Source organism: Janthinobacterium glycogeni, assembly GCF_051380725.1.
Lineage (GTDB): Bacteria > Pseudomonadota > Gammaproteobacteria > Burkholderiales > Burkholderiaceae_D > Janthinobacterium.
The window spans coordinates 363,004-387,832 of record NZ_JBNYXP010000005.1; the positions used below are offsets into that span (position 1 = coordinate 363,004).

At 64.4% G+C, this 24,829-nt stretch carries 30 protein-coding genes; 22 read left to right on the forward strand and 8 right to left on the reverse strand.

The window, feature by feature from the left end; genetic code table 11:
- Positions 1-40 precede the first annotated feature (40 nt).
- Positions 41-646 carry an FMN-dependent NADH-azoreductase gene (locus tag ACQ4W4_RS14565; RefSeq protein ID WP_436542604.1) on the forward strand — a complete coding sequence of 202 codons (606 nt, stop codon included), beginning with the start codon at positions 41-43 and terminating at the stop codon, positions 644-646.
- 115 nt (positions 647-761) lie between these two features.
- The gene (locus ACQ4W4_RS14570) at positions 762-1,316 is read left to right on the forward strand and encodes a nuclear transport factor 2 family protein (protein WP_436542605.1); all 555 of its coding nucleotides are present in this window, start codon (positions 762-764) and stop codon (positions 1,314-1,316) included.
- 17 nt (positions 1,317-1,333) lie between these two features.
- Here ACQ4W4_RS14570 and ACQ4W4_RS14575 read toward each other — a convergent pair whose 3' ends face one another.
- Positions 1,334-1,468 (reverse strand): hypothetical protein, encoded by a 135-nt coding sequence (locus ACQ4W4_RS14575; RefSeq protein WP_436542606.1) that lies wholly within the window; start codon positions 1,466-1,468, stop codon positions 1,334-1,336.
- Between the two features lie 165 nt (positions 1,469-1,633).
- Between ACQ4W4_RS14575 and ACQ4W4_RS14580 the strand changes: the two genes are divergently transcribed.
- Positions 1,634-1,858, forward strand: coding sequence for a hypothetical protein (locus ACQ4W4_RS14580; RefSeq protein WP_257218104.1), 225 nt, complete (start codon positions 1,634-1,636; stop codon positions 1,856-1,858).
- On the opposite strand, the gene ACQ4W4_RS14585 is transcribed toward ACQ4W4_RS14580, so the two are convergent.
- Positions 1,840-2,079 carry a TIGR02450 family Trp-rich protein gene (locus ACQ4W4_RS14585; protein ID WP_436542607.1) on the reverse strand — a complete coding sequence of 80 codons (240 nt, stop codon included), beginning with the start codon at positions 2,077-2,079 and terminating at the stop codon, positions 1,840-1,842. The genes ACQ4W4_RS14580 and ACQ4W4_RS14585 overlap by 19 nt on opposite strands.
- Positions 2,080-2,151: 72 nt before the next feature.
- Between ACQ4W4_RS14585 and ACQ4W4_RS14590 the strand changes: the two genes are divergently transcribed.
- Both ACQ4W4_RS14590 and pncB read left to right on the forward strand, forming a co-directional pair.
- Positions 2,152-3,015 carry a cysteine hydrolase family protein gene (locus ACQ4W4_RS14590; RefSeq protein WP_436542608.1) on the forward strand — a complete coding sequence of 288 codons (864 nt, stop codon included), beginning with the start codon at positions 2,152-2,154 and terminating at the stop codon, positions 3,013-3,015.
- Positions 3,016-3,093: 78 nt separating this feature from the next.
- A complete protein-coding gene (gene pncB / locus ACQ4W4_RS14595; protein ID WP_070221805.1) occupies positions 3,094-4,284 on the forward strand; it encodes a nicotinate phosphoribosyltransferase in 1,191 nt (396 codons plus the stop codon).
- 129 nt (positions 4,285-4,413) lie between these two features.
- Here the strand turns inward: pncB and ACQ4W4_RS14600 are convergent, their stop codons facing one another.
- The 3 genes from ACQ4W4_RS14600 to ACQ4W4_RS14610 form a co-directional block, all read right to left on the reverse strand.
- Positions 4,414-4,713 carry an antibiotic biosynthesis monooxygenase family protein gene (locus ACQ4W4_RS14600; protein ID WP_070221804.1) on the reverse strand — a complete coding sequence of 100 codons (300 nt, stop codon included), beginning with the start codon at positions 4,711-4,713 and terminating at the stop codon, positions 4,414-4,416.
- Between the two features lie 145 nt (positions 4,714-4,858).
- Entirely contained in the window at positions 4,859-5,098 is a 240-nt protein-coding gene (locus ACQ4W4_RS14605) for a host attachment protein (protein ID WP_436542694.1), read from the reverse strand.
- Positions 5,031-5,459: a hypothetical protein gene (locus tag ACQ4W4_RS14610; protein WP_436542609.1), complete on the reverse strand. Its 429-nt coding sequence runs from the start codon at positions 5,457-5,459 to the stop codon at positions 5,031-5,033. The genes ACQ4W4_RS14605 and ACQ4W4_RS14610 overlap by 68 nt, the downstream gene beginning before the upstream one ends.
- Positions 5,460-5,630: 171 nt before the next feature.
- Here ACQ4W4_RS14610 and ACQ4W4_RS14615 point away from each other — a divergent pair, with 171 nt between their 5' ends.
- The 4 genes from ACQ4W4_RS14615 (at position 5,631) to ACQ4W4_RS14630 (ending at position 9,041) form a co-directional block, all read left to right on the forward strand.
- A complete protein-coding gene (locus ACQ4W4_RS14615) occupies positions 5,631-6,212 on the forward strand; it encodes a DJ-1/PfpI family protein (protein WP_070292103.1) in 582 nt (193 codons plus the stop codon).
- A gap of 64 nt (positions 6,213-6,276) precedes the next feature.
- Entirely contained in the window at positions 6,277-7,509 is a 1,233-nt protein-coding gene (locus ACQ4W4_RS14620; RefSeq protein ID WP_436542610.1) for a GAF domain-containing sensor histidine kinase, read from the forward strand.
- 3 nt (positions 7,510-7,512) lie between these two features.
- On the forward strand, positions 7,513-8,190 hold the full coding sequence (locus ACQ4W4_RS14625) for a response regulator (protein ID WP_436542611.1): 678 nt from the start codon (positions 7,513-7,515) through the stop codon (positions 8,188-8,190).
- Positions 8,191-8,345: 155 nt separating this feature from the next.
- Complete coding sequence (locus ACQ4W4_RS14630; protein WP_034759676.1) at positions 8,346-9,041, forward strand: Crp/Fnr family transcriptional regulator; 696 nt, start codon at positions 8,346-8,348, stop codon at positions 9,039-9,041.
- Between the two features lie 4 nt (positions 9,042-9,045).
- Here ACQ4W4_RS14630 and ACQ4W4_RS14635 read toward each other — a convergent pair whose 3' ends face one another.
- The gene (locus ACQ4W4_RS14635) at positions 9,046-10,239 is read right to left on the reverse strand and encodes an MFS transporter (RefSeq protein WP_436542612.1); all 1,194 of its coding nucleotides are present in this window, start codon (positions 10,237-10,239) and stop codon (positions 9,046-9,048) included.
- Positions 10,240-10,325: 86 nt separating this feature from the next.
- On the opposite strand from ACQ4W4_RS14635, the gene ACQ4W4_RS14640 reads away from it, so the two are divergent.
- Together ACQ4W4_RS14640 and ACQ4W4_RS14645 are read left to right on the forward strand one after the other, a co-directional pair.
- Complete coding sequence (locus ACQ4W4_RS14640; protein ID WP_436542613.1) at positions 10,326-10,793, forward strand: winged helix-turn-helix transcriptional regulator; 468 nt, start codon at positions 10,326-10,328, stop codon at positions 10,791-10,793.
- Positions 10,790-12,010 (forward strand): D-amino acid dehydrogenase, encoded by a 1,221-nt coding sequence (locus ACQ4W4_RS14645; protein ID WP_436542614.1) that lies wholly within the window; start codon positions 10,790-10,792, stop codon positions 12,008-12,010. The genes ACQ4W4_RS14640 and ACQ4W4_RS14645 overlap by 4 nt, the downstream gene beginning before the upstream one ends.
- Here ACQ4W4_RS14645 and ACQ4W4_RS14650 read toward each other — a convergent pair.
- Both ACQ4W4_RS14650 and ACQ4W4_RS14655 read right to left on the reverse strand, forming a co-directional pair.
- Positions 12,007-13,086: a hypothetical protein gene (locus ACQ4W4_RS14650; RefSeq protein ID WP_436542615.1), complete on the reverse strand. Its 1,080-nt coding sequence runs from the start codon at positions 13,084-13,086 to the stop codon at positions 12,007-12,009. The two genes, ACQ4W4_RS14645 and ACQ4W4_RS14650, sit on opposite strands and share 4 nt — an antisense overlap.
- A 67-nt stretch (positions 13,087-13,153) precedes the next feature.
- On the reverse strand, positions 13,154-14,188 hold the full coding sequence (locus tag ACQ4W4_RS14655) for a MerR family transcriptional regulator (protein ID WP_436542616.1): 1,035 nt from the start codon (positions 14,186-14,188) through the stop codon (positions 13,154-13,156).
- Positions 14,189-14,526: 338 nt separating this feature from the next.
- Between ACQ4W4_RS14655 and ACQ4W4_RS14660 the strand changes: the two genes are divergently transcribed.
- The 11 genes from ACQ4W4_RS14660 (at position 14,527) to ACQ4W4_RS14710 (ending at position 24,815) form a co-directional block, all read left to right on the forward strand.
- On the forward strand, positions 14,527-15,537 hold the full coding sequence (locus ACQ4W4_RS14660; RefSeq protein ID WP_436542695.1) for a zinc-binding alcohol dehydrogenase family protein: 1,011 nt from the start codon (positions 14,527-14,529) through the stop codon (positions 15,535-15,537).
- A gap of 1 nt (position 15,538) precedes the next feature.
- A complete protein-coding gene (locus ACQ4W4_RS14665; protein WP_436542617.1) occupies positions 15,539-16,675 on the forward strand; it encodes a mannitol dehydrogenase family protein in 1,137 nt (378 codons plus the stop codon).
- A 114-nt stretch (positions 16,676-16,789) separates the two neighbouring features.
- Positions 16,790-17,707: a GntR family transcriptional regulator gene (locus ACQ4W4_RS14670; RefSeq protein ID WP_436542618.1), complete on the forward strand. Its 918-nt coding sequence runs from the start codon at positions 16,790-16,792 to the stop codon at positions 17,705-17,707.
- Between the two features lie 25 nt (positions 17,708-17,732).
- Complete coding sequence (locus ACQ4W4_RS14675; RefSeq protein WP_436542619.1) at positions 17,733-18,068, forward strand: UxaA family hydrolase; 336 nt, start codon at positions 17,733-17,735, stop codon at positions 18,066-18,068.
- Positions 18,065-19,288 (forward strand): UxaA family hydrolase, encoded by a 1,224-nt coding sequence (locus tag ACQ4W4_RS14680; protein ID WP_436542620.1) that lies wholly within the window; start codon positions 18,065-18,067, stop codon positions 19,286-19,288. The genes ACQ4W4_RS14675 and ACQ4W4_RS14680 overlap by 4 nt, the downstream gene beginning before the upstream one ends.
- 11 nt (positions 19,289-19,299) lie before the next feature.
- Positions 19,300-20,316: an aldo/keto reductase gene (locus ACQ4W4_RS14685; RefSeq protein WP_436542621.1), complete on the forward strand. Its 1,017-nt coding sequence runs from the start codon at positions 19,300-19,302 to the stop codon at positions 20,314-20,316.
- Positions 20,313-21,155: an amidohydrolase family protein gene (locus tag ACQ4W4_RS14690; RefSeq protein ID WP_436542622.1), complete on the forward strand. Its 843-nt coding sequence runs from the start codon at positions 20,313-20,315 to the stop codon at positions 21,153-21,155. The genes ACQ4W4_RS14685 and ACQ4W4_RS14690 overlap by 4 nt, the downstream gene beginning before the upstream one ends.
- Complete coding sequence (locus tag ACQ4W4_RS14695) at positions 21,152-21,481, forward strand: L-rhamnose mutarotase (protein ID WP_436542623.1); 330 nt, start codon at positions 21,152-21,154, stop codon at positions 21,479-21,481. The genes ACQ4W4_RS14690 and ACQ4W4_RS14695 overlap by 4 nt, the downstream gene beginning before the upstream one ends.
- Positions 21,482-21,557: 76 nt before the next feature.
- On the forward strand, positions 21,558-22,313 hold the full coding sequence (locus ACQ4W4_RS14700) for an SDR family oxidoreductase (protein WP_436542624.1): 756 nt from the start codon (positions 21,558-21,560) through the stop codon (positions 22,311-22,313).
- A gap of 21 nt (positions 22,314-22,334) precedes the next feature.
- Positions 22,335-23,201: a fumarylacetoacetate hydrolase family protein gene (locus ACQ4W4_RS14705; protein WP_436542625.1), complete on the forward strand. Its 867-nt coding sequence runs from the start codon at positions 22,335-22,337 to the stop codon at positions 23,199-23,201.
- 81 nt (positions 23,202-23,282) lie between these two features.
- Complete coding sequence (locus ACQ4W4_RS14710) at positions 23,283-24,815, forward strand: sugar ABC transporter ATP-binding protein (RefSeq protein WP_436542626.1); 1,533 nt, start codon at positions 23,283-23,285, stop codon at positions 24,813-24,815.
- Positions 24,816-24,829: the final 14 nt, after the last annotated feature.

The following is a 24,829-nucleotide window of genomic DNA, read 5'->3' on the forward strand; positions in this document are numbered from 1 at the left end:
ATGCGGCCATTCCCGTCACCCGTTTTCTCAGGAGCACTTCATGAGCAAGGTTTTATACATCAATAGCAGCGTGCGCAACAGCGGTTCCCTGTCGCGTCAATTGTCGGGCGAATTCGTCGCGAAACTGGCCGCGCAAGGCGCCAGCGTGGTCGAGCGCGACCTGGCGGCGCAGCCCGTGCCGCACCTGACGGAGGAAGTGATGGGCGCCTTCTTCACACCGGCCGAGCAGCGCAGCGCTCAGGCGGCCGCGGCCGTGCAGTTGTCCGATACCCTGGTCGATGAATTGCTGGCCGCCGACGTGCTGGTGCTGGCCGCGCCCATGTACAATTTTTCCGTGCCATCGACCCTGAAGGCGTGGATCGACCACGTGGCGCGCGCGGGCCGCACCTTCCAGTACACGGCAACGGGTCCCGTCGGCCTGGCCACGGGCAAGAAAGCGGTGATTTTCACGGCCAGCGGCGGCGTCTACAGCGAAGGCCCGGGCGCCGCGTATGATTACCTGAGCACCTATCTGCGCACGGCGCTGGGCTTCATCGGCATTACCGACATCGAGTTCGTGCAAGCCGAAGGCGTAGCCATGGGCGAGGATGCCGTCGCCAGCGCGATCGCCAAGGGCCGCGCGTCGATCGAGGCCCTGGCTGCCTGAGTCTGACCCCTGCTCTAGTTCCAAAGAGGGATTGCCAATCTGCCATGGTTGACATAAGCTTGCCGGCGGCACGCCCCGTGCCAGGCCGGCGAGCCGTTCGCCATGAAAGTCCCTCATGCACAAGTTGGCAAGCGTAGTATGGTTCGGCTGTTCCCTGTTTTCAGCAGGCATGGCGCTGGCGCAGACTGCGCCCGCTGTACCGCCTGCGCCGCCCCACGTGGGCCGCCACGCCGCCACTCCCGAAGATCTCCGCGCCATCGAGCAAGTCATCGCCGACTTCCAGGCGGCGCTGATCGCCAAGGATGTCAAGCTGCTGTCGTCGCTGCTGCTGCACACCAACATCCTGTTCGCCGCGCCGGCCGACGACGCTTTCATCAAGACAATGCGCGACACGACGGACGTCCACTTCGATGGCGTCGGGGCGGCCGGCTATGTCGGTTTCGCCAACTTCATCAAGCGCGAACCGCAGCGCACGGAAGAAAAATTCTACAACGTCAAGATCACCCAGGACCGCCATGTGGCGTGGGTCAACTTCGACTACGAATTCCTCGTCGGCGGCAAATTGTCGAACTATGGCGTGGAAGCGTGGCAGATGGTCAAGCGCGACGGCGAATGGAAGATCCTCAGCGTCGTCTGGTCCATGCATCCCGCCGCCGAGGCAGGAAAATAGCCGCCAGCCATGCCGCGTCAGCCGAGCGGCAGCGCGCGGATTTCCACCGTGCCCCCTGCGTTCAGTACGGGGTTTCCGATCAACAATTTTTTTGCATCGTCTATACTTTCAATGGACGTGCCGCCATGCCTGGCGATCAGGCAGGCGTTCAAGTTTTTCCCTGTGCCGCGTAATAAAAAGCAGATAAGTAAGTGAGTATCCCGAGCAATCGCGAGCGCATGGTTTTCCCCCTTTTACCGCGTCAGTCCGTAGAGACAAGCTGTCCGGCCATGTTTGGAGCGCACATCGTGCCGATAAAGTATGTTGATTTTTATGAGGTGAATTACACGGCAGAGCGCTTGCGGGGCTGCAAGCTATGGGGCGCGTACGTCGCCATCTATGCCCCTTCGCCCAACCCCATGCACCGGGTGAACCTGGTGAAAAAGCGCCGGGTGTCGGCCGACCACCAGTTTACGACGGAAGCCGATGCCATGGCGGAAGCGGGCGAGGCGGCCGTCAAGCTGGTCGAGCGGCGCCAGCGCCGTTATGTCTTCCACCCCTGATGCCACTGCGCCACATCCTGCAGCGTGCGCCAGGGCAGGATGTGCACGCGGCGCGAATGCACGGCTTCCAGTTCCACGTGCGTGGCCGGCTCATCCGGCGTGGCTGCGGCGCACAGCTTAATGACGAGAAAATGTTTTTCCTTGTTGACGGGCGTGACGGCTGTCCATTTGCTGTTGAGTAACTTGTTCGGGCGCAAGTTATTGCGCTTGGCATGGTGCATGGCGGGCTCCGGATTGGCGTGATGACGATGTTGCCATTATCATGCAACTTCCTGCCACGCACGAGGACCGCCATGAAACGCCAGCTGCACCTGCTCGTCATCGACCCGCAAAACGATTTTTGCGACTTGCCTGCCACCTGGCTGCCGCCCGATGCGGCGCCGGCCTTGGCCGTGCCCGGCGCCCACGCCGATATGCTGCGCGTGGCGCAGCTGATCCGAGAAGGGGGCGGCGGCTTGACGCAGATCAGCGTGACGCTCGACGCCCACCACCGCTACGACATCGCCCACCCCGCTTTCTGGCGCACGGGCGAGGGCGGCGCCGTGCCGCCGTTTACGCAGATCAGCGCGCAGCAGGTGCGCGACCGCCTGTTCCTGCCCGCCGCCAGCGGCGCCTTGCCGCGCGCGCTCGCCTACCTCGACGCCTTGCAGCAGGCGGGACGCTACCAGCTGATGGTGTGGCCCGTGCACTGCGAGATCGGCAGCTGGGGCCAGAATATCCACGCTGCCGTGCGCGCCGCCTACAACGCCTGGGAAGTGGCCAACTTGCAAGTGGTGGCCAAGCTGAGCAAGGGTTCCAATCCGTGGACCGAGCATTACTCTGCCGTCAAGGCGGAAGTGCCCGATGCGCAGGATGCGGCCACCCAGCTCAACCGCGCCTTCCTCGACACCCTGCTGCCGGCGCAGCAACTCTACCTCTGCGGCGAAGCGGGCAGCCATTGCGTCAAAGCCAGCACCGAGCACATCGCCGATTACCTGGAAGCGCAGCAAGGCAAGGCGGCCCTGTCGCGCCTGGTCTTGCTGACGGACTGCATGAGCCCCGTCACGGGCTTTGCGGCGCAGCAGCGCGACTTCCTTGCCGCCATGCATGAGCGCGGCGCGCGGCTGGCCACGTCCGCCGAGGTCTTGCCGGAATTGCTGGCCAACGCGACTGCCTGAGCCATTTGTCCATCGCGCCCTGCTGAAATGCCTGCGGTGGCGTACTATTCTGGCTTCAGGAAGTTGGAGAAAACACACATGACCCCGATAGTGCGCAGTTTGCTGGAAACCGATCTGTATAAATTTACAATGTGGCAAGCCTTGCTGCACGGTCATCCGAATACCCATACCGAATACGAATTTGTCTGCCGTAACGCCACCGCCTTTCCGCTGGCCGAACTGAAGGGCGAGCTGGAAGAACAGCTCGACCACCTGTGCTCGATGTCGTTTGCCGACGACGAGCTCGCCTATTTGCGCACGCTGCGCTTCATGAAGAGCGATTTCGTCGACTTTTTGACGGTGTTCCGCTTCCAGCGCAAGTTCATCGACGTCAGCACCGATGGCGACACCCTGATCGTGCATGCGGCCGGGCCGCAGGTGCACGTGATGGGTTTCGAGATTTTCGTGCTGTATATCATCAACGAACTGTATTTCCGCCGTTTCGACCTCGATGCGGCCATGCGCGAAGGGCGCCACCGCCTGGGCTTGAAAGTGGCGGCCGTCAAGGAATTCGGCAAGCTGCCGAGGCGCAAGCATCCGTTTGAATTTTCCGATTTCGGCGTGCGCCGGCGTTTTTCCGGCGCCTGGCATGACGAGGTGGTGCAACGGCTGGCGCGCGAAGTGCCCGAATACTTCAAGGGCACGTCGAATGTGTATCTGGCGAAAAAGCTGGGCATCGTGCCGATCGGCACCATGGCGCATGAATACATGCAGTCGTTCCAGTCGTTCGGCGTGCGCCTGCGCGACTTTCAAAAGGCGGCCCTGGAAGACTGGGTGCAGGAATACCGGGGCGACCTGGGCATCGCCCTGACGGACGTGGTCGGCATGGATGCCTTTTTGGCCGACTTCGACCTGTATTTTGCCAAGCTGTTCGATGGCTTGCGCCACGATTCGGGCGACCCCGTCGAGTGGGGCGAGAAGGCGCTGGCCCATTATGCGGCCCTGCGCATCGACGCCAACACCAAGCGCCTCGTGTTTTCCGACGGCCTGGACCTGGACAAGGCGTTTGCCTTGTACCAGCACTTCGCCGACCGCATCATGACGGGCTTCGGCATCGGCACCAATCTCACCAACGACGTCGGTTTGACGCCGCTCAACATCGTCATGAAACTGGTGCGCTGCAATGGCCAGTCCGTGGCGAAATTGTCGGATTCACCGGGCAAGACCCTGTGCAAGGATGAAACCTTCCTCGCGTATCTGCGGCAGGTCTTCCATCATCCTGCCGTCTAAGCCGCGCCCAGGCGCCTATTCGTGGCGTAGGTCTGATTCGCGCGGCAAGGCCGCGCGTAATCGGCCAAGTTCGCGGCCAAGTTCGCCGACAAGCTCGGGGGCAGACGGTGTGCTGTGTGAAACCCCGGCTTAAAACCCCGTCACCACCGTGTTCATGTGCTCGACCTGGGGTGGGGCGGCAAAGAATTCGCCCACCAGGCCGCGCCATGCCTGGAAGTCGTCGCTGCCGCGGAAATGCACGGTGTGGTCTTCCAGGGTCGTCCAGCCCACCACCAGGCGGTAGGCGTCGCCGTTTTCGATCGAGCGCTCCAGGCGCATCGATTCGCAGCCGCGCGCGCGCTGGAACAGGGGGACGGCTTTCGCGACAGCCGCTTCGAAGGCTTCATGCGTGGCCGATTTGATCTGGATGTGGGCAATTTCAAAAATCATGGCAAGTTCCGGTTTTGAAAGAAAGAACGTAGATCTTGCCACAGATTGTGCCCGCTTGCGGACGGCGCTGGGCCACTTGCCGGTCAGCCGGCGCCGCCGCTCCTGTCCAGCGCTTGCTGCAGGCAGGCTTCCAGCTGCGGTACGGTCATGCTGGCGACCTCCCTGGCCAGGGCATGGCTGAGCCGCCTTTCCACCTGGGCGTCCAGGCTTTGCGCAACCGCCCCAGGAACTTGGGCGCGGCTACCAGGCACAGCTTGTTGTAGCGCCGTTGTTGCAGACCCTGCTGCAGCAATTGCGCGATATGCCGGGCACGCCGGCTAGCGCGACAGGGCTGGCACGCCGCCGTGTCTGTCTTGGCCGCAGCGGGCCGTGCGCTGTTCGATATCGCTGCCGCCGCACGCTTGCAGGATGGCGTGCGCGCGTTCCTGCTCGTCGGCGTGGCGCGTGGCCACCACCAGGCGCACCATGCCGCGAAACGCCGTCTTGCCGTAGTTACGCCGGTACATATGGTTGTCGCCGCCGAACAGGGCGTTGATCGCGCGCTCCAGCCGGCTGGTCATGGTGTCGCGGTTGCCGACCGTAAAATTGCCCTGCACGGGGCCGGCCTCGTCGTCGCCCGCGTCCAGTTGCACGGCGTGAGGAGGAAAACCTTCGGCCAGCAAGCGCATGCGGGCGCGCTCCGCATCGGGGAAATGGTCGAAGATACGTATCAGCGTGTTGCCGCCGCTGTTTGTGCTGCTGTCCATGGCCCGGCCTTTCAAGGAGGTGTACCTGATTTGACCAGGGAGCCTGTAAAAAATTCTGCCTCAGCCTGTAAAATCCTCGATCAAGGCGCAAAAGTTTGATAAATATCTAGTATGGCTGCCAAGTCGCGCTAAGATACGTCTTGCGGAATCAATCTTTCATAGGAGAACTAAATGGCAGCGAAGAAAATTCTGTTTTTGACCGGCGATTTTGCAGAAGATTATGAAACGATGGTGCCGTTCCAGGCTCTGCTGATGCTCGGTCATGCCGTGCATGCCGTCTGCCCCGGCAAGAAAAGCGGCGAGACGATCAAGACGGCCATCCACGATTTCGAGGGCGACCAGACCTACACGGAAAAGCCGGGCCACCTGTTCACCTTGAACGCCAGCTTCGACGAGATCGACCCGGCCGACTATGACGCCGTGATGATCGCCGGCGGCCGCGCGCCCGAATACCTGCGCCTGAACGACAAGGTCATCGCCGCCGTGCGCCATTTCGCCGAGGCGGGCAAGCCCGTCGCGGCCGTCTGCCACGGCGCGCAATTGCTGGCCGCCGCCGACGTCATCCGCGGCAAGCGCATTTCCGCCTATCCCGCCTGCGCGCCGGAAGTGACACTGGCGGGCGGCACGTATGCCGACATCGCCGTCACGGACGCCGTCACGGATGGTCAGTTCGTCACGGCCCCGGCCTGGCCCGCGCATCCGGCCTGGCTGGCGCAGTTCGTCAAGCTGCTCGGTACCGAGATCCGTTTGTAACCTTTACCAGCCCGGCAGGCCGCAGCGCTTGCCGGGCGCACCTCTTTTCAGATTCGAGTTCTTCATGCATGCGCCGCGCAGTCAACCTTCCCGCAAACAACTTCCAGCGTCGCGCTGGCGTCAGCGCCGCCTGGCGCAGGCCGCATCGGGCCTGAGCGCCGCGCAGGAGCGCCAGCTGGCCACCCTGCATGACATTTCCACCTTGCTGGCGGGACAGCACGCCATCGATGCCCTGTGCCGCGGCTTCCTGCGCCATGTGATGCAGTTCGCGCAAGCCGAAGGCGGCACCGTGCGCATTCTCGATCCGCAGCACGATACCGTGCACATCATCGTGCACGAAGGCATTTCGGACGCCATGGTGGAAGAGGAACACTGCATCCGCAACAACGATTGCCTGTGCGGCGCGGCCGTGGCGCAGGGCGTGATCCAGATCCGCGATTTCCGCCAGGTCGAAGCGCTGCAGCGCTACCGTTGCCAGGACGAGGGCTTTATCGCCATCGCCGTCTTTCCCATCCTGGCGCGCGACCAGGTGGTGGGCAGCTTTTCGCTGCACTTTGCGCAGCCGCAAGCCGTGCAGGCGCAGCAGCAGGGCTGGCTGGAGACGCTGGGCCAGAGCCTGGGCATCGCCATCGAAAACCAGCGCCTGATCGCGCGCGAGAAGGAATTTGCCGTGGCGCGCGAACGCAGCCTGCTGGCCGAAGGCTTGCACGACAGTATCGCGCAAAGCCTGAACTTTATCAGCCTGCAAGTGCAGATGCTCGACGATTCCGTGCGCCGGGGCCAGCTCGACGAAGCGGCCGAAGTGTTGCCGCTGATGCGCATGGGCGTCGAACAAAGCTACCAGGACGTGCGCGAATTGCTCGTCAATTTCCGCACGCGCTGGCATGGCAGCGACCTGGAAAGCAAGCTGTCGGAAGTGCTGGCCAAGTTCGAGCTGCAGACGGGTGTCGCCGGCACGCTGGAGATGAGCGGCAATGGCGCGCCGCTGGCGCCCGAGCAGCAGTTGCAGATCCTGTTCATCGTGCAGGAAGCGCTGTCGAATATCCGCAAGCACGCGCAGGCGAGCAACGTGGCGCTGCGCGTGGTCAACGGGCGCGATTTCGCGCTGCAGGTGCGCGACGATGGCGAAGGCTTCGCCGCCAACCTGCGCGACAAGAAAACGGAATTGCAGATCGGCTTGCGTATCATGCAGGAAAGAGCCGAGCGGCTCGGTGCGCAATTTGCCATCGACAGCACGCCCGGCGGCGGCACGACGATCTCGCTGGCCTTGCCGGCAGCCCGGCGCCAGGCCGCGTAACAGATGAATCATCCTTATCAGGCAACAAACATAGTGAACGCACCAATCAAAATCCTGCTGGTCGACGACCACACCTTGCTGCGCAGCGGCGTCAAGCTGCTGCTACAGCGCAATCCTCAATTCCAGGTGGTGGGCGAGGCATCGAACGGGCTCGACGGCGTGCGCCTGACGGCCGAACTGCAGCCCGACGTGGTGCTGATGGACTTGAACATGCCCGGCGTGACGGGTGTCGAGGCGCTGCAGCTGATTCTGCAGGACATGCCGCAGATGGTCGTGCTGATGCTGACCGTGTCGGAAAACGCGGCCGACCTGGGCGCTGCGCTGCGCGCGGGCGCGCGCGGCTATTTGCTGAAAAATATCGAGGCAGAGCAGCTGGGGCAGGCCATTTGCCGCGCCGCCGCCGGCGAATCCGTGATTGCCGACGCCATGACGGCCAAGCTCGTGTCGCAGTTCCGCGCGGGGCAGAATGCGCCCCAGGCCGACTATGACAAACTGACGCCGCGCGAACGCGAAGCCATGGCTTGCCTGGCGCAAGGACTGAGCAACAAGGAGATCGCGCGCCAGCTGGACGTGGCCGAAAGCACGGTGAAAATCCACGTGCAAAACATCCTGAAAAAGCTTAAGCTCAGCAGCCGCGTGCAGATCGCCGTCTACGCGGTCGAGCGCGAACTGGGCAAATAGAAATCAAGCAAAGCGCAAATAGGCCGCAAGGAATGCGCGATTGTTTGATCTGCATGGCGTTCCGGCCTAGACAACCCTAGTTCCTTTGACGTATGGCCTTGACCGTGCCTGCGCATTACACTCTTAGTCATTCGCTAATCTAATAAGAGAGTGTCATGCATAAGGTCAACGTCGATGGCTTGCTATCGAGCCAGGCTCTGTTCCGCCATATTTCCCCTTCGCAATTAGAGCAATTGCGCCAGGATGTCGTGCGCGTCGAAGTGGAAAAAGGCAAAGTGCTGTTCCGCAAGGGTGAAGTGGCGGAAGGCGCCTACGTGGTGGTCTTCGGCCTCGTCAAGCTCAGCGTGTTTTCCATGGAAGGGACCGACAAGGTCCTGGAACTGATCCGTCCGGGCCAGAGCTTCGGCGAAGCCATGATTTTCCTCGATGAACCGTACCCGTTCTGCGCCGAAGCGCTCGAGCACTGCCTGCTGCTGCGCATCCCGCCGCACGCGCTGCTGCGCCTGCTGGACCAGTCACCGCGCATCGCACGCCAGATGATGAACAGCCTGTCGCACCACCTGATGGGTTTCATCCGCAACGTGGAGCGCTGCTCCGTGCAGAACGCCACCCAGCGCGTGGTCGAGTATTTGCTGCAGGCATCGGACCAGCAGCGCTCGAACGAAGTCAAGCTGGACCTGAAGAAAAGTCTGCTGGCATCGTTCCTGAACCTGGCGCCCGCCACCCTGTCGCGCGTGCTGCATCAGCTGACGGATTTGCACCTGATTAAAGTCAGCGGTTCGCTGATCCAGATCCAGCCCGATGCCTTGAAAACCTACCGCCATGGTTCCGCCACGGCCATGCTGAATTAAGCATCTAAGCGTTTTCAGCAGGCAAGGTCAATCGCCAGAACAGCAAGGCGAGCAAGCTGACCGCCGCGCCCAGCGCGCATACCCCATGCCAGCCCGCCAGCGCATACACGCTGGTGGCGGCAATCGCACCGAGTCCGCTTCCCACCGCATAAAACAGCATGTAGCACGCCACCAGGCGGCTGTGCGCATCGCTGTCCTGTTTGAAAATCAGGCTCTGGTTCGTCACGTGGATGGCCTGGCCCGCCAGGTCCAGTGCGATGATGCCGATGACCAGGGGCCACAGGGCCGTGCCCGCAAAGCCGAGCGGCAGCCACGCGGCCAGCAGCAGCAACAGGGCCGCGCCCGTCGTCCACTGCGCGCGGCCCTTGTCCGCCATGTCGCCCGCACGCGCCGCGCCCAGCGCGCCGATCACGCCCACTAACCCGAACGCGCCGATGGCCGCATGGCCATAGCCTTGCACCGTCAAGGGCAGCACCAGGGCGCTCCAGAAAATATTGAAGACAGCAAACATCAGCAGCGCCAGCATGCCGCGCACGCGCAGCACCTTGTTATGCAGCAGCATATCCAGCATGGAGGCGAGCAGGGCGCCGTAAGCCGGCTTCTGATGCGATGGTTGCGCCGGCGGCAGCTTGCGCCACAGCAGCAACAGCAGGGCGCAGGCGATGGCCGCCGAAACAAAGTACACGGCGCGCCAGTCGGCCACATCGGCCACCACGCCGGACAGGGTGCGCGCCAGCAGCAGGCCGATCACCACGCCGCCCTGCGCCATGCCGACGACCCTGCCCCGCTCGTGGCTGGCCGCCGCGCTGGCCGCATAGGCGATCAAGCCCTGCGTCATGGCCGTGCCCAGCAAGCCCACCAGCAGCATGCCGCCCAGCAAGGCGGCCGTGGAACGGGCGCAGCCCAGCGCCGCCAGGGAAATGGCCAGCAAGCCCAGCTGGAACAGGGTCAACCGGCGCCGGTTCAGCATGTCGCCCAGGGGCACCAGCAGCAGCAGGGCCAGCGCGCAGCCGAGCTGCGTGGCCGTGATGACCATGCCGCTGGCCGCCTCCGTCATGCCGAATTCCTGCGCCAGGGTCGCGAGCAAGGGCTGGGCGTAATACACATTGGCCACGCTGAGGCCGGCGGCGGTGGCAAACAGCCAGACGAGGGAAGGGGCCAGCGTTGCCATGGGAAGGGGGGAGGTTGTATCGCGCATGAATGCCTATGTGGTTTCAAATTAAAACCAGTTGGAGTCTACGCCGAGAAGTTTTAAAATGCAACCACTCAATCAAGGAGAAACCCGTGGCCAAGCGCAAGAGCCTGAAAACCGACCCCTGTCCCGTGGCGCGCGCGCTTGACGCGATCGGCGAGCGCTGGTCGCTGCTGATCGTGCGCGACGCCTTCGACGGCATGCGCCGGTTCGGGGAATTCCAGAAGAGCCTGGGCGTGGCGAAGAACATCCTGGCCGACCGCCTGCACACCCTGGTGGAAGAGGGCATCTTTACGATTGCGCCCGCCTCGGACGGTACGGCCTACCAGGAATATGTGCTCACGCCCAAGGGGCTGGCGCTGTTTCCCGTCATCGTCGGCCTGCGCCAGTGGAGCGAGGCGCAATTGTTCGAAGCGGGCGAGGCGCATTCGACCCTGCTGCAGCGCGCCTCAAGCTTGCCCGTGCGCCGCATGGACGTGCTGGCCGAAGACGGCCGCGTCTTGCAGGCGGGCGATACCGTCGTGCGCAAGGTGGGGCAGAAAATGGAGCCTGAGGCATGAAGCGCGTGGCCGTCATCGGCGGGGGGATCACCGGCGTCACCACGGCGTATGCGCTGGCGAAACGGGGCGTGGACGTGACCCTGATCGAGCGCCACCGCTATCCCGCCATGGAAACGTCGTATGCGAATGGCGGGCAATTGTCGGCCTCGCACGCGGAAGTGTGGAACCACAAGGCGACGATATGGAACGCGCTGAAATGGATGACGCGGCGCGATGCGCCGCTGCTGCTCAATCCGACTCCCGGCTGGCACAAGCTGAGCTGGTTTGCGCAATTCCTTGCCGCCATGCCTGACTATGAGCGCAACACCATCGCCACGGCGCGCATGGCGATCGCCGCGCGCGCACACCTGTTCGCGTGGGCGCAAGAAGAGAATATCGCTTTCGATCACCGCCGCGCCGGCATCCTGCACGTGTACCGCGACCGGCGCGGCTTCGAGCGGGCGGCCGGCGTGTCGCGCCTGCTGGCGCAGGGCGGCTTGCAGCGGCGCGCCGTTACGCCGCAGGAAATGCGCGCCATCGAACCAACCTTGCATGGCGACTTTTACGGCGGCTACTACACGGACAGCGATTCCACGGGCGACATCCACAAATTCACCAGCGGCCTGGCCGACGCCTGTGTCCGCCTGGGCGTGGCCTGCCGCTATGGCACGCAGGTGACGGCGCTGGCGCGCAAGCACGGCAAGGTGCGCGTCAGCATGGACGAGGACAGTACGCTGTTCGACGCCGTCGTCGTGTGCGCGGGCACGGCCAGCCGCGCCATGGCGGCAATGCTGGGCGACCATGTCAACGTGTATCCGGTGAAAGGCTATTCGATCACCGTGCAGCTCGACGACGCGGCTAGCCGTATGGCCGCGCCCACGGTCAGCCTGCTCGACGATGCGACCAAGCTGGTCTGCAGTCGCCTGGGCGAGGACCGGCTCAGAGTGGCGGGCACGGCGGAATTCAATGGATACAATGACGACATCCGCGCCGACCGCATCCGACCGCTGCTGCGCTGGGTGGAGCAGTGTTTTCCCGGCGTTAATACGCGCAAGGTGATCCCGTGGGCGGGCTTGCGCCCCATGCTGCCGGCCATGCTGCCGAAAGTGGGGCCGGGCAAGGCGCCGGGCGTGTATTACAACACGGGCCACGGCCACCTGGGCTGGACCCTGGCGGCGGCCACGGCGGAGATGGTGGCCACGATGGTGGACAAGGCGGTGGACAAGGCGGGTGGCTAGTTCTTCGGCAACAGGTCGCTGAGCGCGGCGCGGCCCTTGACGGTGAGGAAGGGGCCGACCTTGCTGTAGGGCAGCAGAAAATCGTTTTCGCAGCCGCTGCCGTTGGCGTCTTCCCAGAACGACACGCCTTCGGCTTTCAATGACAGGTGGAAGCGGCCGCGGCCGTCGTAATCCGTGCCCTTGCATTCGGCGTCGATTTTCACGTTCTTGAACAGGGCCTGGCGCAGGCGGTCCGGCAGCTCGGCCTTGTCGTCGCCATCGCTGGCGCTGGCGCCAAACCAGTTCCACACATCCGTTTCCTGGCCCGTCTTCACGTCCCAGGTGCGGAACCGGATGGAAATGCCGCTGGCGCCATAGCCGGCCGGCCAGCGGTAGAACTTGATTGTCACCCAGCGCGGCGACCAGTAGGTCGGCTCCGCATACACTTCGTCTTCCGTCGTGAAACCGTTGCGGCCCAGGTATTCGCGCCGCGTGGCATAGAAGTCGGCCAGGTCTTTTTTATTTTTTGCCAGCACGGCGCGCAGCTGCGCGTTGATTTTCGCGATGCCGTCGCCGGGCGCGATCAATTCCACGGTGATGGTGTCGCCGATTTGCAGGTTGCGGTATTGCTTGCCTTCGAAGGCGATCGGCTTGCTCGTTTTGGTATTGGGAAAATCTTCCAGCGCCAGATTGTAGGCATCGCTGGCACACGATGGGTGCTCGCGGTCGCCCGCCGCTGCCAGCAGGGTCAAGGCCAGGGGCAGGGACTTGCCGTTTTTCGGGTCCGTCCAGGTGCCGGTGAGCTTGCCGCCCTGCGGCGCACCCAGGCGCCACGTGCCCGTCGTGTCGCCCTTGGCGTCGGACTCGCTCCAGTCGCTCTTGCCGTTCGGCATGGCCAGCATGATCGGTGTCTTGTAGCGCGTGTAGTAATAGTTGCCGCTGCGGTCCGCGCCTTGCGTGGGGCTGGGCTGGTTGAAGCAGGCAACGATATTGGCCTTGCCCAGAGTGCCCTGCCACACCCCTTGCACGGGCGGCTCGGCCGCCACGGCGATATTGAAGGCGGGCAGGGTCAGGCAGGCAAACAGAAAGCGGCGCATCGGTTGTTCCTCTCGTGGGCGAAGGCCGATTCTACATGGCCCCGCCCACGAGATGCCACACGTCAACTTATTTGCCCGGACGCTCCTGCGCCACCACGGCCATCGCCGCGCCCAGGTAGTGCAGCATGGCCCCGTCGACGAAGCTGCCTTCCATCAGCCGAGGTTCCTGCTGGTGCGCCTGGCGGAATTTCAGCTGCGTGGCTGGGTTCGTGCCCGCGTACGAGCGGAACAGTTCCAGCCACTGCCGCGCCAGTTGCAGCACGGCCGGGTCGGTGGGCGGCGTGCGCGCATCCATGGCGGCCCGCACGGCGGCGATCAGGGCCGGCCACTCGCCCGAGCGCCTGCCGTAGTTGGCGAGTAAATACGCGTATTCCTGCTCATCGAGGAAAGGCTGGTACAGCGCCATGCGCGAGGCATTGAAGGCGGCGATGATGAATTGCATGACGTCCGCATCGACGCTGGTCGTCGCTTGCATCGATGGTTCCTGTTCGTGCATGCTGTTCAGGCGCGCGAACAGGCCCGGGTGGGCGCCCGTGTCGCGCACCAGCTTGACCATCCATTCCGTGGCCAGCGCCTGCGCCCGGACATCGCCGGGGCCGGCGCCCGCGTCTTTCGCGGCGCGCACGCGCGCCACCAGTTCCTTCCATTCCTGTTCCACGGCGCTATCTGTCAGCAGCGGCATTTGTTGCAGTTCTTCGCGACTAAAGTATTTGTCGTACATGGTCATCAACTCCATAGTGGTAAGCCACTCGGCCAGTTCCGGCGCCTGCCCCTGCGCCAGTTGCGCCTGCAAGGTGCGCAGGCGTTCGCGCAGGGTGGAAGCCTGCGCGATCTGGTGTTCCAGCATGGCGATTTGCTGCGCCACGATGGAATGCAAGGGCAGATCCGGCCCGGCGAGGGCGTTGGCGATATCGGCCAGCGACAGCCCGAACTTGCGCAGCGCCATGATCCGGTGCAGCCGGTCCATGTCGCCGTGCTGGTACAGGCGGTAGCCAGCTTGCGTGCGCGCCGAAGGCGAGAGCAGGCCGATGCTGTCGTAGTGGTGCAGGGTGCGCACGCTCAGGCCCGTGAGCCTGGCCAGTTCACCGATTTTCAACAGCATCGTCTTCTCCTTGTCTTCAGTGCGTGCAACCACGATGGCGCCTGACGTTGCGTCAGGGTCAAGCAGAAATGTAGCAGAGACCCGAAAAAACCGGAAAAAGAATCCGTTGACCTTCATTTTTTTGTACGGTATATTTATAAAACCGAACGACGACTTCAGCAAAACAACGAGGTTCGGGTCAGGCGGCATGATGGAGTAATCGTTGTGCGGCGCAGCAAGATGCGCGCTTGGCAGGGCTGGAAAGACAATCCGCGCAGACGGATTTTTTTCGCAGTTGGTTTGTATGTTAAATATAATATGCCGACGGCAAGATCCGGACGGCGAGAGGGACGACCATGATGAAAAGTATCGTTTGCGATACGCCCGGCAGTTTGCGCATGGAGCGGCACCCCATGCCCGTGCCCGGCGAGGGCGAAGTGCTGCTGCGCATACGCCGCGTCGGCATCTGCGGCACCGACATGCATATCTTCCGCGGCACCCAGCCTTTCCTCAGCTATCCGCGCGTGATGGGCCATGAATTGTCAGGCCATATCGACAGCGCGCCAGCCGGCTCGCGCCTGGCCGTGGGCGACCAGGTCTACGTGATGCCCTACCTGTCCTGCGGCAGCTGCGTGGCCTGCCGCCAGGGCAAGACCAACTGCTGCACCCGCATCGAAGTGCTGGGCGTGCACCGCGACGGCGGCATGACCGAATACCTGGCGCTGCCCGAGCGCTTCGTCTTCAAGACGGAAGGCATCTCGCTCGACGACGCGGCCATGATCGAATTTCTCGCCATCGGCGCGCATGCCGTCAAGCGCGGCGCGGTCGATGCGGCCAAGCGCGTGCTGGTGGTGGGCGCCGGCCCAATCGGCATGGCCGTGATGCTGTTCGCATCCCTGAAAGGCGCCGACGTGACGGTGCTCGACGGCCGCGCCGACCGCCTGCAGTTCTGCCGCGACGCGCTGGGCATCGCCCGCACGGTGGCGGTGGGCGAGGGCGACAAGGAGCAACTGGCGCAGGCCACCGGCGGCGAATTCTTCGACGTGGTGTTTGACGCCACCGGCAATATCGCGGCCATGGAGCGGGGCCTGGATTTCGTCGCCCACGGCGGGTCCTATGTGCTGGTGTCCATCGTGCGCGACCGCCTGTCCTTTTCCGACCCGGAATTCCACAAGCGCGAAACGACCTTGCTGGGCAGCCGCAACGCCACCGTCGACGATTTTGAGGAAGTGGTGGCGGCCATGAAGGCGGGGAAAGTGCCCACCGCGCTGCTCAATACGCACCGCACCACGCTCGACGAATTTACCGGCGTGCTCGATCGCTGGATGCAGCCCGAGGCGGGCGTCATCAAGGCCATCGTCGAGGTCTGAGATGAGCGGCCTCAATCCCATCCTTCAATTCGGCACCAGCCGCTTCCTGCAGGCGCACGCCGACCTGTTCGTCAGCGAAGCGGCCAGGTCTGGCGAGGCGCTGGGCCATATCACCATCGTGCAAACGACCGGCAGCGCGCAGGGCGCGGCGAGGGTGGCGGCGTTTCGCGAGGCCGGCGGCTACCCCGTGCGCATCCGCGGCTGGCAGGACGGCGCGCAAGTCGACGAAGGGCGCCGGGCCCACGCCGTCACGCAAGCGTGGCAAGCCGGCAGCGACTGGCGCCAGGTGCGCGCTGCGGCCGTGGCCGCGCGCGTGATCGTCTCGAATACGGGCGACACGGGCTACCGGCTCGATGACGCCGACCACGCCGGCATGCTGGGTGGCGATACCGTTCCCGCCAGCTTTCCCGCCAAGCTGCTGGTGCTGCTGCACGGCCGCTTCCTGGACGGCGCCGCGCCCATCTCTATTTTTCCGTGCGAACTGGTGGCCGGCAACGGTCATGTACTGCGCCAGGTGATCGTGACACTGGCGCGGCAATGGCGCTGCGATGCCGCGTTCATCGGCTACCTGGAAACGGGCTGCCTGTGGATCAATTCCCTCGTCGACCGCATCGTGTCCGAACCGATCGAACCGATAGGCGCGGTGGCCGAACCCTATGCGCTGTGGGCCATCGAGGCGCAGGAAGGCATGCTGCTGCCGTGCCGCCACCCGCAGGTGGTGGTGACGAACAGCCTGCGCGAGTATGAGCAGCGCAAGCTGTTCCTGCTCAACCTGGGCCACACCTATCTGGCGCAGCTGTGGATGGAACGGGGCAGCCCGGCCGGCATGACGGTGCGCGAAGCGATGGACGACGACGCCATGCGCGCCGCGCTGGAAGCGGTGTGGCAGGAGGAAGTGCTGCCCGTGTTTGCCGCCATGGGAGAGCAGCACGGCGACGCCGCGCTGGCCTATGTGGCGCAGGTCAGGGAACGCTTCGCCAATCCCTTCCTCGCGCACCGGCTGGCCGACATCGCCCAGCACCACGCCGGCAAGATCGAGCGCCGCATGGCGCCCGTGGCGGCGCTGGCGCGGCAGCTTTGTCCCGCCCTGGCGCAGCCGCGCCTGCGCGCCATGCTGGCACCGGGAGCGCTGCCATGAACGCCCCGGTCAACGCAGTTGTTTCTTTTTCGGCATGCCGATCCAATCCGATATCGACTAAAATGGCCCACTCATCCACTTTCCCTTTCGCTGGCATAGCGCGTTCATTCATCCATGTCCAAACCCGCCACCGTCTTCAAGCGCAGTACCAATCTGCTGTTGCAATTTCTCGCCGAGAATGTCGCAGTGGGCGAGATGCTGCCGACGGAGCAGTTCCTGACCACCATCTGCCAGGGCAGCCGCACGGCGATCCGCAGCGCGATCGCCTACCTGTCGACGCGGCGGCTGATCGCCAGCCCGGCGGACCGGCGCCTGCTGCGCAAACCCATACCGGGCGACTACTTCGATATCTCCGAATTGCAGTCGGGTGCCGAGCGCATCCAGCAAGTGCTGATGGAGCGCGTCTACCAGCGCGACATGCCGCCCGGCGCGGAATTTTCGGAAGCGGAGCTGGCGCGCGAGGCGGGCGCCAGTACCGTCAGCGTGCGCGAATTTCTGATCGGCTTTTCGCGCTTCGGCCTGATCGAAAAGAAGCCGCGCGGCGGCTGGCGCCTGTGCGCGTTCGACCGCTCGTTTGCCACCGAGCTGGCGGACATGCGGCGCATGTTCGAGATGGCGGCCGTGGAGCAGTTTGCGCACCTGCCGCATGGCGATCCCGCGTATGCGGAACTGGCGCGGCTGATCCGGCAGCACGAGAAGCTGGCGGCCAGGATAGACACGCGCCACAATGCCTTTCCGGCGCTGGACCGCGAGTTCCACACCTTTTTGATTGGCCTGCTGAACAACCGCTTCGCGCAGGGCTTCTACGATATCGTCTCGTTTGTCTTCCACTATCACTACCAGTGGGACAAGGGCGAGGAAAAGGGCCGCAACCAGTACGCGGTGCAGGAGCACCTGGCGATCCTGCGCGCGCTGGCCGAGCACGACATACCGAAGGCGCTCGAGGCCATGCGCTCGCACCTCGATTCCTCGCGCCGCACCATGCTGTCCTCGATCGGCACGCGCGAAAAACCGAGCCAGCCGGGCGCCTAGCCGTTCTGGCCGGGGAGGGTGCGCCATGAGCCTCGCTTCCCGGCCTGCCAGCCTGCTCCTGATGTCGCCCGAGGATAACTGCCTGATCGCCAGGATGGCCCTGGCCAGCGGCGACGTCGTCGTCATCGATGGACTGCCCGTCACCCTGGCGCAAGACATCCACATCGGCCACAAGGTGGCGCGCCGCGCGCTGGCCGTGGGCGACAAGGTGCTGCGCTACGGCGCCCTGATCGGCAGCATCACGGCCCCCGTCGCCATCGGTGAGCACATCCACACGCACAACCTGGCAAGCGATTACATCCCCACGTTTACCCTGGGCCAGGACGGCCGCCATTTCCTGGACAAGGACGATCAAGCATGAACGCTCCCGTAACGACACCCGCCCTGTCGGGCTACCTGCGCGCCGATGGCCGCAAGGGCATCCGCAATATCGTGGTGGTGGCCTATATGGTCGAATGCGCGCACCACGTGGCGCGCCTGATGGTCAACGCCTTTCCCGGCCAGCCCGTGCACCTGATCGGCTTTACGGGCTGCTTCCCGAACGAGTACGCGGACCAGGTGATGCGCCGCCTGCTGACGCATCCGAACGTGGGCGCTGTGCTGCTGGTGTCGCTGGGCTGCGAAGGATTCAACAAGTATGGCCTTTCCAGCGCGGTGGCCGACAGCGACCGCCCCGTGCACACGATCACCATCCAGGAAAACAGCGGCACGCGCCCCAGCGTGAGCAGCGGCGTCGAATGGATAGGCTGGGCGCTCGAGCACCTGGCGCGGCAGGAGCGCGTGCCGATGGGGATAGCTGAACTGGTCGTCGCCACCATCTGCGGCGGGTCCGACAGCACCAGCGGCATCAGCGCCAATCCGGCCGTCGGCGTGGCGTTCGACACGCTGATCGCGGCCGGCAGCCCCTGCATTTTTGAAGAGACGGGCGAACTGGTGGGTTGCGAATACCACATGCAGCGGCGCGCCGTCAGCCCGGAGCTGGGCAACGCCATCGTCGACACCGTGGCCAAGGCCGCGCGCTACTACACCATCATGGGTCATGGCAGCTTCTCGCCGGGCAACGCCGATGGCGGCCTCACCACGCAGGAAGAAAAGTCGCTGGGCGCCTACGCCAAGAGCGGTTCCTCGCCCATCGTCGGCATTCTGAAACCAGGCGACCAGCCGGCCGGCGGCGGCCTGTACCTGCTCGACGTGGTGCCGGACGGCGAGCCGCGCTTCGGTTTCCCGAACGTGTCGGACAACGCGGAAATCGTTGAGCTCATTTCCTGCGGCGCCCACATCACCCTGTTCACGACGGGCCGCGGCTCCGTGGTGGGCTCGGCGATTTCGCCCGTCATCAAGGTGTGCGCCAATCCGCAAACCTTCGAGCGCCTGGCCGACGACATGGATATCAACGCCGGCAAGATCCTTACGGGCGAAGCCACGCTGGAAGAGGTGGGCGCCGAGATCGTCGCCGCCGTGCTGAACGTGGCCAATGGAGAACCGAGCCGCTCGGAAGACCTGGGCCACCAGGAATTCGTGCTGACCTACAAACAATTCGACGCGGTGGGGCCAGGCTGCTTCCCGCTGCGCGCAGCGTGAGGACTGAGTTCATGGACGTCACACAATTGCGTACCTTGCCGCGCGGCGGCCTGTCGCTGCCCTGCATCGGCATGGGCTGCGCGTCGCTGGGCGGCCTGTACCAGCCGGTCAGCGAGGCGCAGGCGCGCGCCACTTTGGACGGCGCGTGGGACGCCGGCGTGCGCTACTTCGACACGGCGCCGTTCTACGGCTATACCCAGTCCGAACACCGGCTGGGCGCGGCGTTGCGCGAGCGGCCCCGCAATGAGTTCGTGATCAGTACCAAGGTGGGGAGGCTGATGCGGCCCGACGCTTGCGTGCGCCCGGGCGACGACGGCTTTGCAGCACCGCTGCCGTTCCGCCCGCATTACGATTACACGTATGACGGCGTGCTGCGTTCGCACGACGACAGCCTGCAGCGACTGGGGCTCGAGCGCATCGACATGGTGTTCGTGCACGATATCGGCAAGGTCACGCATGGCGAACGCGATCAGCACTACTGGCGCCAGCTGACGGCCGGCGGCGGCTTTCGCGCGCTCGACCAGCTGCGCACCGGCGGCCAGGTGAAAGCCGTGGGCCTCGGCGTCAACGAATGCGAGATCGTGCTGCGCGCCATGGCGGAATTCGACCTCGATTGCACCCTGCTGGCCGGCCGCTACACCTTGCTGGAACAGGCTTCGCTGTCGCCGCTGCTGGACCTGTGCGTGGAACGCGGCAACGCCATCGTGGTGGGCGGCCCGTTCAACTCGGGCGTGCTGGCCGGGAACGGCAAATTCAATTACGCCGATGCGCCGGCCGCGATACTCAAGCGCGTGGCGCGCCTGGACGCCGTCTGCCGCGACTTTGGCGTGCCCTTGCAGGCTGCCGCCCTGCAGTTTCCGCTCGCCCATCCGGCCGTCGTTTCCTGCATCCCGGGCGGCCCGGACCTGGCGCAGCTGCGGCAAAACCTGGACTGGTTCGCCACGCCTTTGCCGGACGCCTTGTGGACAGCCTTGCAGGAAGCTGGCCTGATCGACGCGCGCGCACCATTGCCCCAGGGAGCCGCATGATGCGCATCGACGCCCACCAGCATTTCTGGCAGCTGGCCGCGCGCGCCGGCAGCTGGCCGCCGCCATCCCTGGCCGTCATCCACCGCGATTTCGCGCCTGCCGACCTGGCGCCCCTGCTGGCCGCGCACGGCATCGTGGGCACGGTGCTGGTGCAGTCGCTGCCGTCGGCTGCCGATACCGATTACCTGCTGGCGCTGGCGGAAAAACACAGCTTCATTCGCGCCGTCGTGGGCTGGACGGAGCTGCTGGCGCCTGGCGCGCCGGCCAACATCGCCCGCCTGGCGTCGCAAGCGAAGCTCAAAGGCTTGCGGCCCATGCTGCAGGATATTGAAGACGATGCATGGATCGCCGACCCCGCGCTGGCGCCGGCGTTGAACGCCATGGCGGAACACGGCTTGCGGCTGGACGCGCTGGTGCTGCCGCGCCACCTGCCCGCGCTGCTGCAATGCGCCCGAGATTATCCAGCGCTTCCCATCGTGATCGACCATGCGGCCAAGCCGCCGATAGCCGATGCCGCCTTCGGCGCCTGGCGCGAAGACATGGCGCAGCTGGCCGCGCTGCCGAACGTGCACTGCAAGCTGTCCGGGCTGGTGACGGAAGCGCGGCCCGGCTGGAACGTGGACGATTTGCAGCCGTATGTGCGCCATGTGCTGGACGTGTTCGGCCCCCGGCGCGTGATATGGGGCAGCGACTGGCCGGTAGTCGACCTGGCAGGCGGTTATGCGGCCTGGCTGGCCGCCAGCGAGGCGCTGCTGGCGCATCTCGATCAGCAGGACAGGGACGCTATCTTCGGCCTCAATGCACTGCGCTTTTACGACATCGACGAGGAAACGCCATGAAAAGAATGGGCATGGTCATCGGCATCGCGCCGGAGCGCATCGCCGAATACAAAACCCTGCACGCCGCCGTCTGGCCGCAGGTGCTGGCCACGCTGGCGGCGGCGCATGTCAGCAATTATTCGATCTTTTTGCGCGAACCGGAAAACCTGCTGTTCGGCTATTGGGAATACCACGGCGACGATTTTGACGCCGACATGGCGGCCATCGCCGCCGACCCGGAAACGCAGCGCTGGTGGACCTTCTGCGCTCCATGCCAGCTACCGCTGGCCTCGCGCGCCGAGGGCGAGCACTGGGCGATGATGGAGCAGGTTTTCTACCTCGCTTAGCAAGAATCCGGGGGCAGACCCGCCGGGTCTGACCCCAGCAGTTAAAGGTGTTGGGTTAAAAATAAAAGGAGACAACATGAACGCCAGACTACAAGGAAAAATCGCCCTGCTCACCGCCGCCGGCCAGGGCATCGGCCGGGCCACGGCCGAAGCGTTCGTGCGCGAAGGCGCGACCGTGATCGCCACCGATATCAACCAGGCGCAGCTCGACGCGCTGAAGGAAGCGACGGGCTGCGCCATCCGCCGGCTCGACGTCACCGATGGCGCGGCGATCACCGCGCTGGCCGACGAGATCGGTCCCGTCGATATCCTGTTCAACTGCGCCGGCTTCGTCGACGGCGGCACCATCCTCGAGTGCGACGACGCCGCCTGGGACCGATCCTTCGACATCAACGCGCGCTCCATGTACCGGCTGATGCGCGCCGTGTTGCCCGGCATGCTGGCCAGGGGCGCCGGCTCCATCGTCAATATGTCGTCCGTGGCGTCGAGCGTGAAGGGCGCGCCGAACCGCTTTATCTACGGCACCTCGAAGGCGGCCGTGGTGGGCATGACCAAGTCGGTGGCGGCGGACTTCGTCACGCGCGGCATCCGCTGCAATGCGATCTGCCCGGGCACCATCGAGTCGCCGTCGCTGCAGGAACGCATTGCCGCGCAAGCCGAAGCCACTGGCGTCAGCGTGGAAACCGTGCAAGCCGCTTTCGTGGCCCGTCAGCCGATGGGCAGAGTCGGCAGGGCCGAGGAAATCGCCGCCCTGGCCGTGTATCTGGCTTCCGACGAATCCGCTTTCACCACCGGCATGGTCCATGTGATCGACGGTGGTTGGTCAAATTAATCACTACAACGAGAGACACACATGAAACTGATGCGTTATGGCCCCAAGGGCGCTGAAAAACCTGGCTTGATCGATGCTGACGGCGCCGTGCGCGACCTGTCCGGCGTGCTGCCGGATATCACGGGCGCGACCCTGGGCAAGGATGGCCTGGCGACTCTGGCCGCCCTCGATATCGCCAGCCTGCCGGTGGTGGCCAACCCTGGCCGCATCGCGCCGCCGTGGAAGGGCGTGGGCAAGTTCCTGTGCGTGGGCTTGAACTATGCCGACCATGCGGCCGAATCGGGCATGGCCGTGCCGCCGGAGCCGGTGCTGTTCATGAAGGCCACCAGCGCCATCATCGGCGCCAACGACGCCGTGGTGATGCCGCGGGACTCGCGGAAAAGCGACTGGGAAGTGGAACTGGGCGTGGTGATCGGCACCACCGCGCGCTATGTCTCGGAGGCGGAGGCGCTGTCGCACGTGGCCGGCTACTGCGTGGTGAACGATTTGTCCGAACGCGAATATCAATTGGAGCGGGGCGGCCAGTGGGACAAGGGCAAGGGCTGCGACACCTTCGGCCCCATCGGCCCCTGGCTGGTCACAAGCGACGAAGTGGCGGACCCGCAAAACCTGGGCCTGTGGCTGGAAGTGAACGGCAAGCGCGTCCAGGACGGCAATACCCGGACCATGGTCTTCGGCGTGGCCAATCTGGTCAGCTACATCAGCCGCTTCATGACCCTGTACCCGGGCGACATCATCAGCACCGGCACGCCACCTGGCGTGGGCATGGGGCAGAAACCGTCGGCCGTGTATCTGCAACCGGGCGACACCATGCGCCTGGGGATCGACGGCCTCGGCGAACAGCGGCAGACCGTGCATGCGTGGAATCCGCAGCTGATCGACAGTTAATACGGCAGCAGACCGGCGTGCCGCCAAGATGCTCAGACATCGGCGCGCCGGCCTATGGCAGTGGAGTGGAGGAGACACACCATGAATCAATCCGAAGAGATACTGGCCTTGAACAAGGTCAGCAAGCGCTTTCCCGGCGTGCTGGCCCTGGACAACGTCAGTTTCAGCCTGCGCAAGGGCGAGGCCCATGCGCTGTGCGGCGAAAACGGCGCCGGCAAGTCCACCCTGATGAAGGTGATGAGCGGCGTGTACCAGGCCGACGAGGGGGAACTGGTCTACAAGGGCAAGGTGTGCAGCTTTGCCAGCAGCGTGGATGCGGAGGCGGCCGGCATCGCCATCATCCACCAGGAACTGAACCTGATCCCGCACCTGAGCGTGGCGGAGAATATCTTCCTCGCGCGCGAACCGGTGCGCGGCATTTTCATCGACCGCAAGAAAATGCGGTTTGACGCGCAAGCGCTGCTGGACCGTTTAAAACTGCGCATCGACCCGCGCCAGCTGGTGAAAAACCTGTCCTGTGCCCAGCAGCAGATGGTGGAGATCGCCAAGGCGCTGTCGCTCAATACGGAAGTGCTGATCATGGACGAGCCCACGTCCTCGCTGACGGAAAGCGAGACGGGCCAGCTGTTCGACATCATCAATGAACTCAAGCGCAACGGCGTGAGCGTCGTGTACATCTCGCACCGCCTGGAAGAAATGCAGCACATCATCGACAGGGTGACGGTGCTGCGCGACGGGAAATTCGTCTGCACCGATGATTTTGCCAGCACCACCCTGGACGCCATCGTGGCCAAGATGGTGGGCCGCACCCTCGATGAAAAGTTTCCGGAGCGCGTCTCGACGCCGACGGCTGAAGTGCTGCTGCGCGTGACGGATCTGCACCGCAAGGATGTCTTCGGCCCGCTCAGCTTTGACTTGCGGCGCGGCGAGATCCTCGGCTTTTCCGGCCTGATGGGCGCGGGCCGCACGGAAGTGGCGCGCGCCATCTTCGGCGCCGATCCGCTCACCGGCGGCGCGATCCACCTGGGCGACACGCAAGTATCGATCGCCAGCCCCATCGACGCCATCGGACACGGCATCGCTTACCTGTCGGAAGACCGCAAGAGCCACGGCCTGGCAATCCGCATGTCGGTGGCGGCCAACCTGACGCTGACGAATGTCTCGGCGCTGGCCAACCGTTTCGGCTTCATCGATTTCGCCCGGGAAGAGGCGGTGGCGCAGCAGTACATCGCGGCGCTGGGCATCAAGACGCCGACCTCGAAACAGATCGCGCGCAACCTCTCGGGCGGCAACCAGCAAAAGATCGTCATCAGCAAATGGCTGTACCGCGAATCGAAAATCATCTTCTTCGACGAACCGACGCGCGGCATCGACGTGGGGGCCAAGTTTGCCATCTACCAACTGCTCGACAAGCTCGCGTCGGAAGGCATCGGCGTGGTGCTGATCACGTCCGAGCTGCCCGAGATCATGGGCATGACGGACAGGGTGGCCGTGTTCCATGAAGGGCGCATCAGCGGCATCGTCAATACGCGCGAGTCGTCGCAGGAAGAGATCATGCAGCTGGCGTCGGGGCGCGTGCTCAGTCCCGCTCCTGGCCAGGCGGCAGTCCATTAAAAACAGAAAGCTTA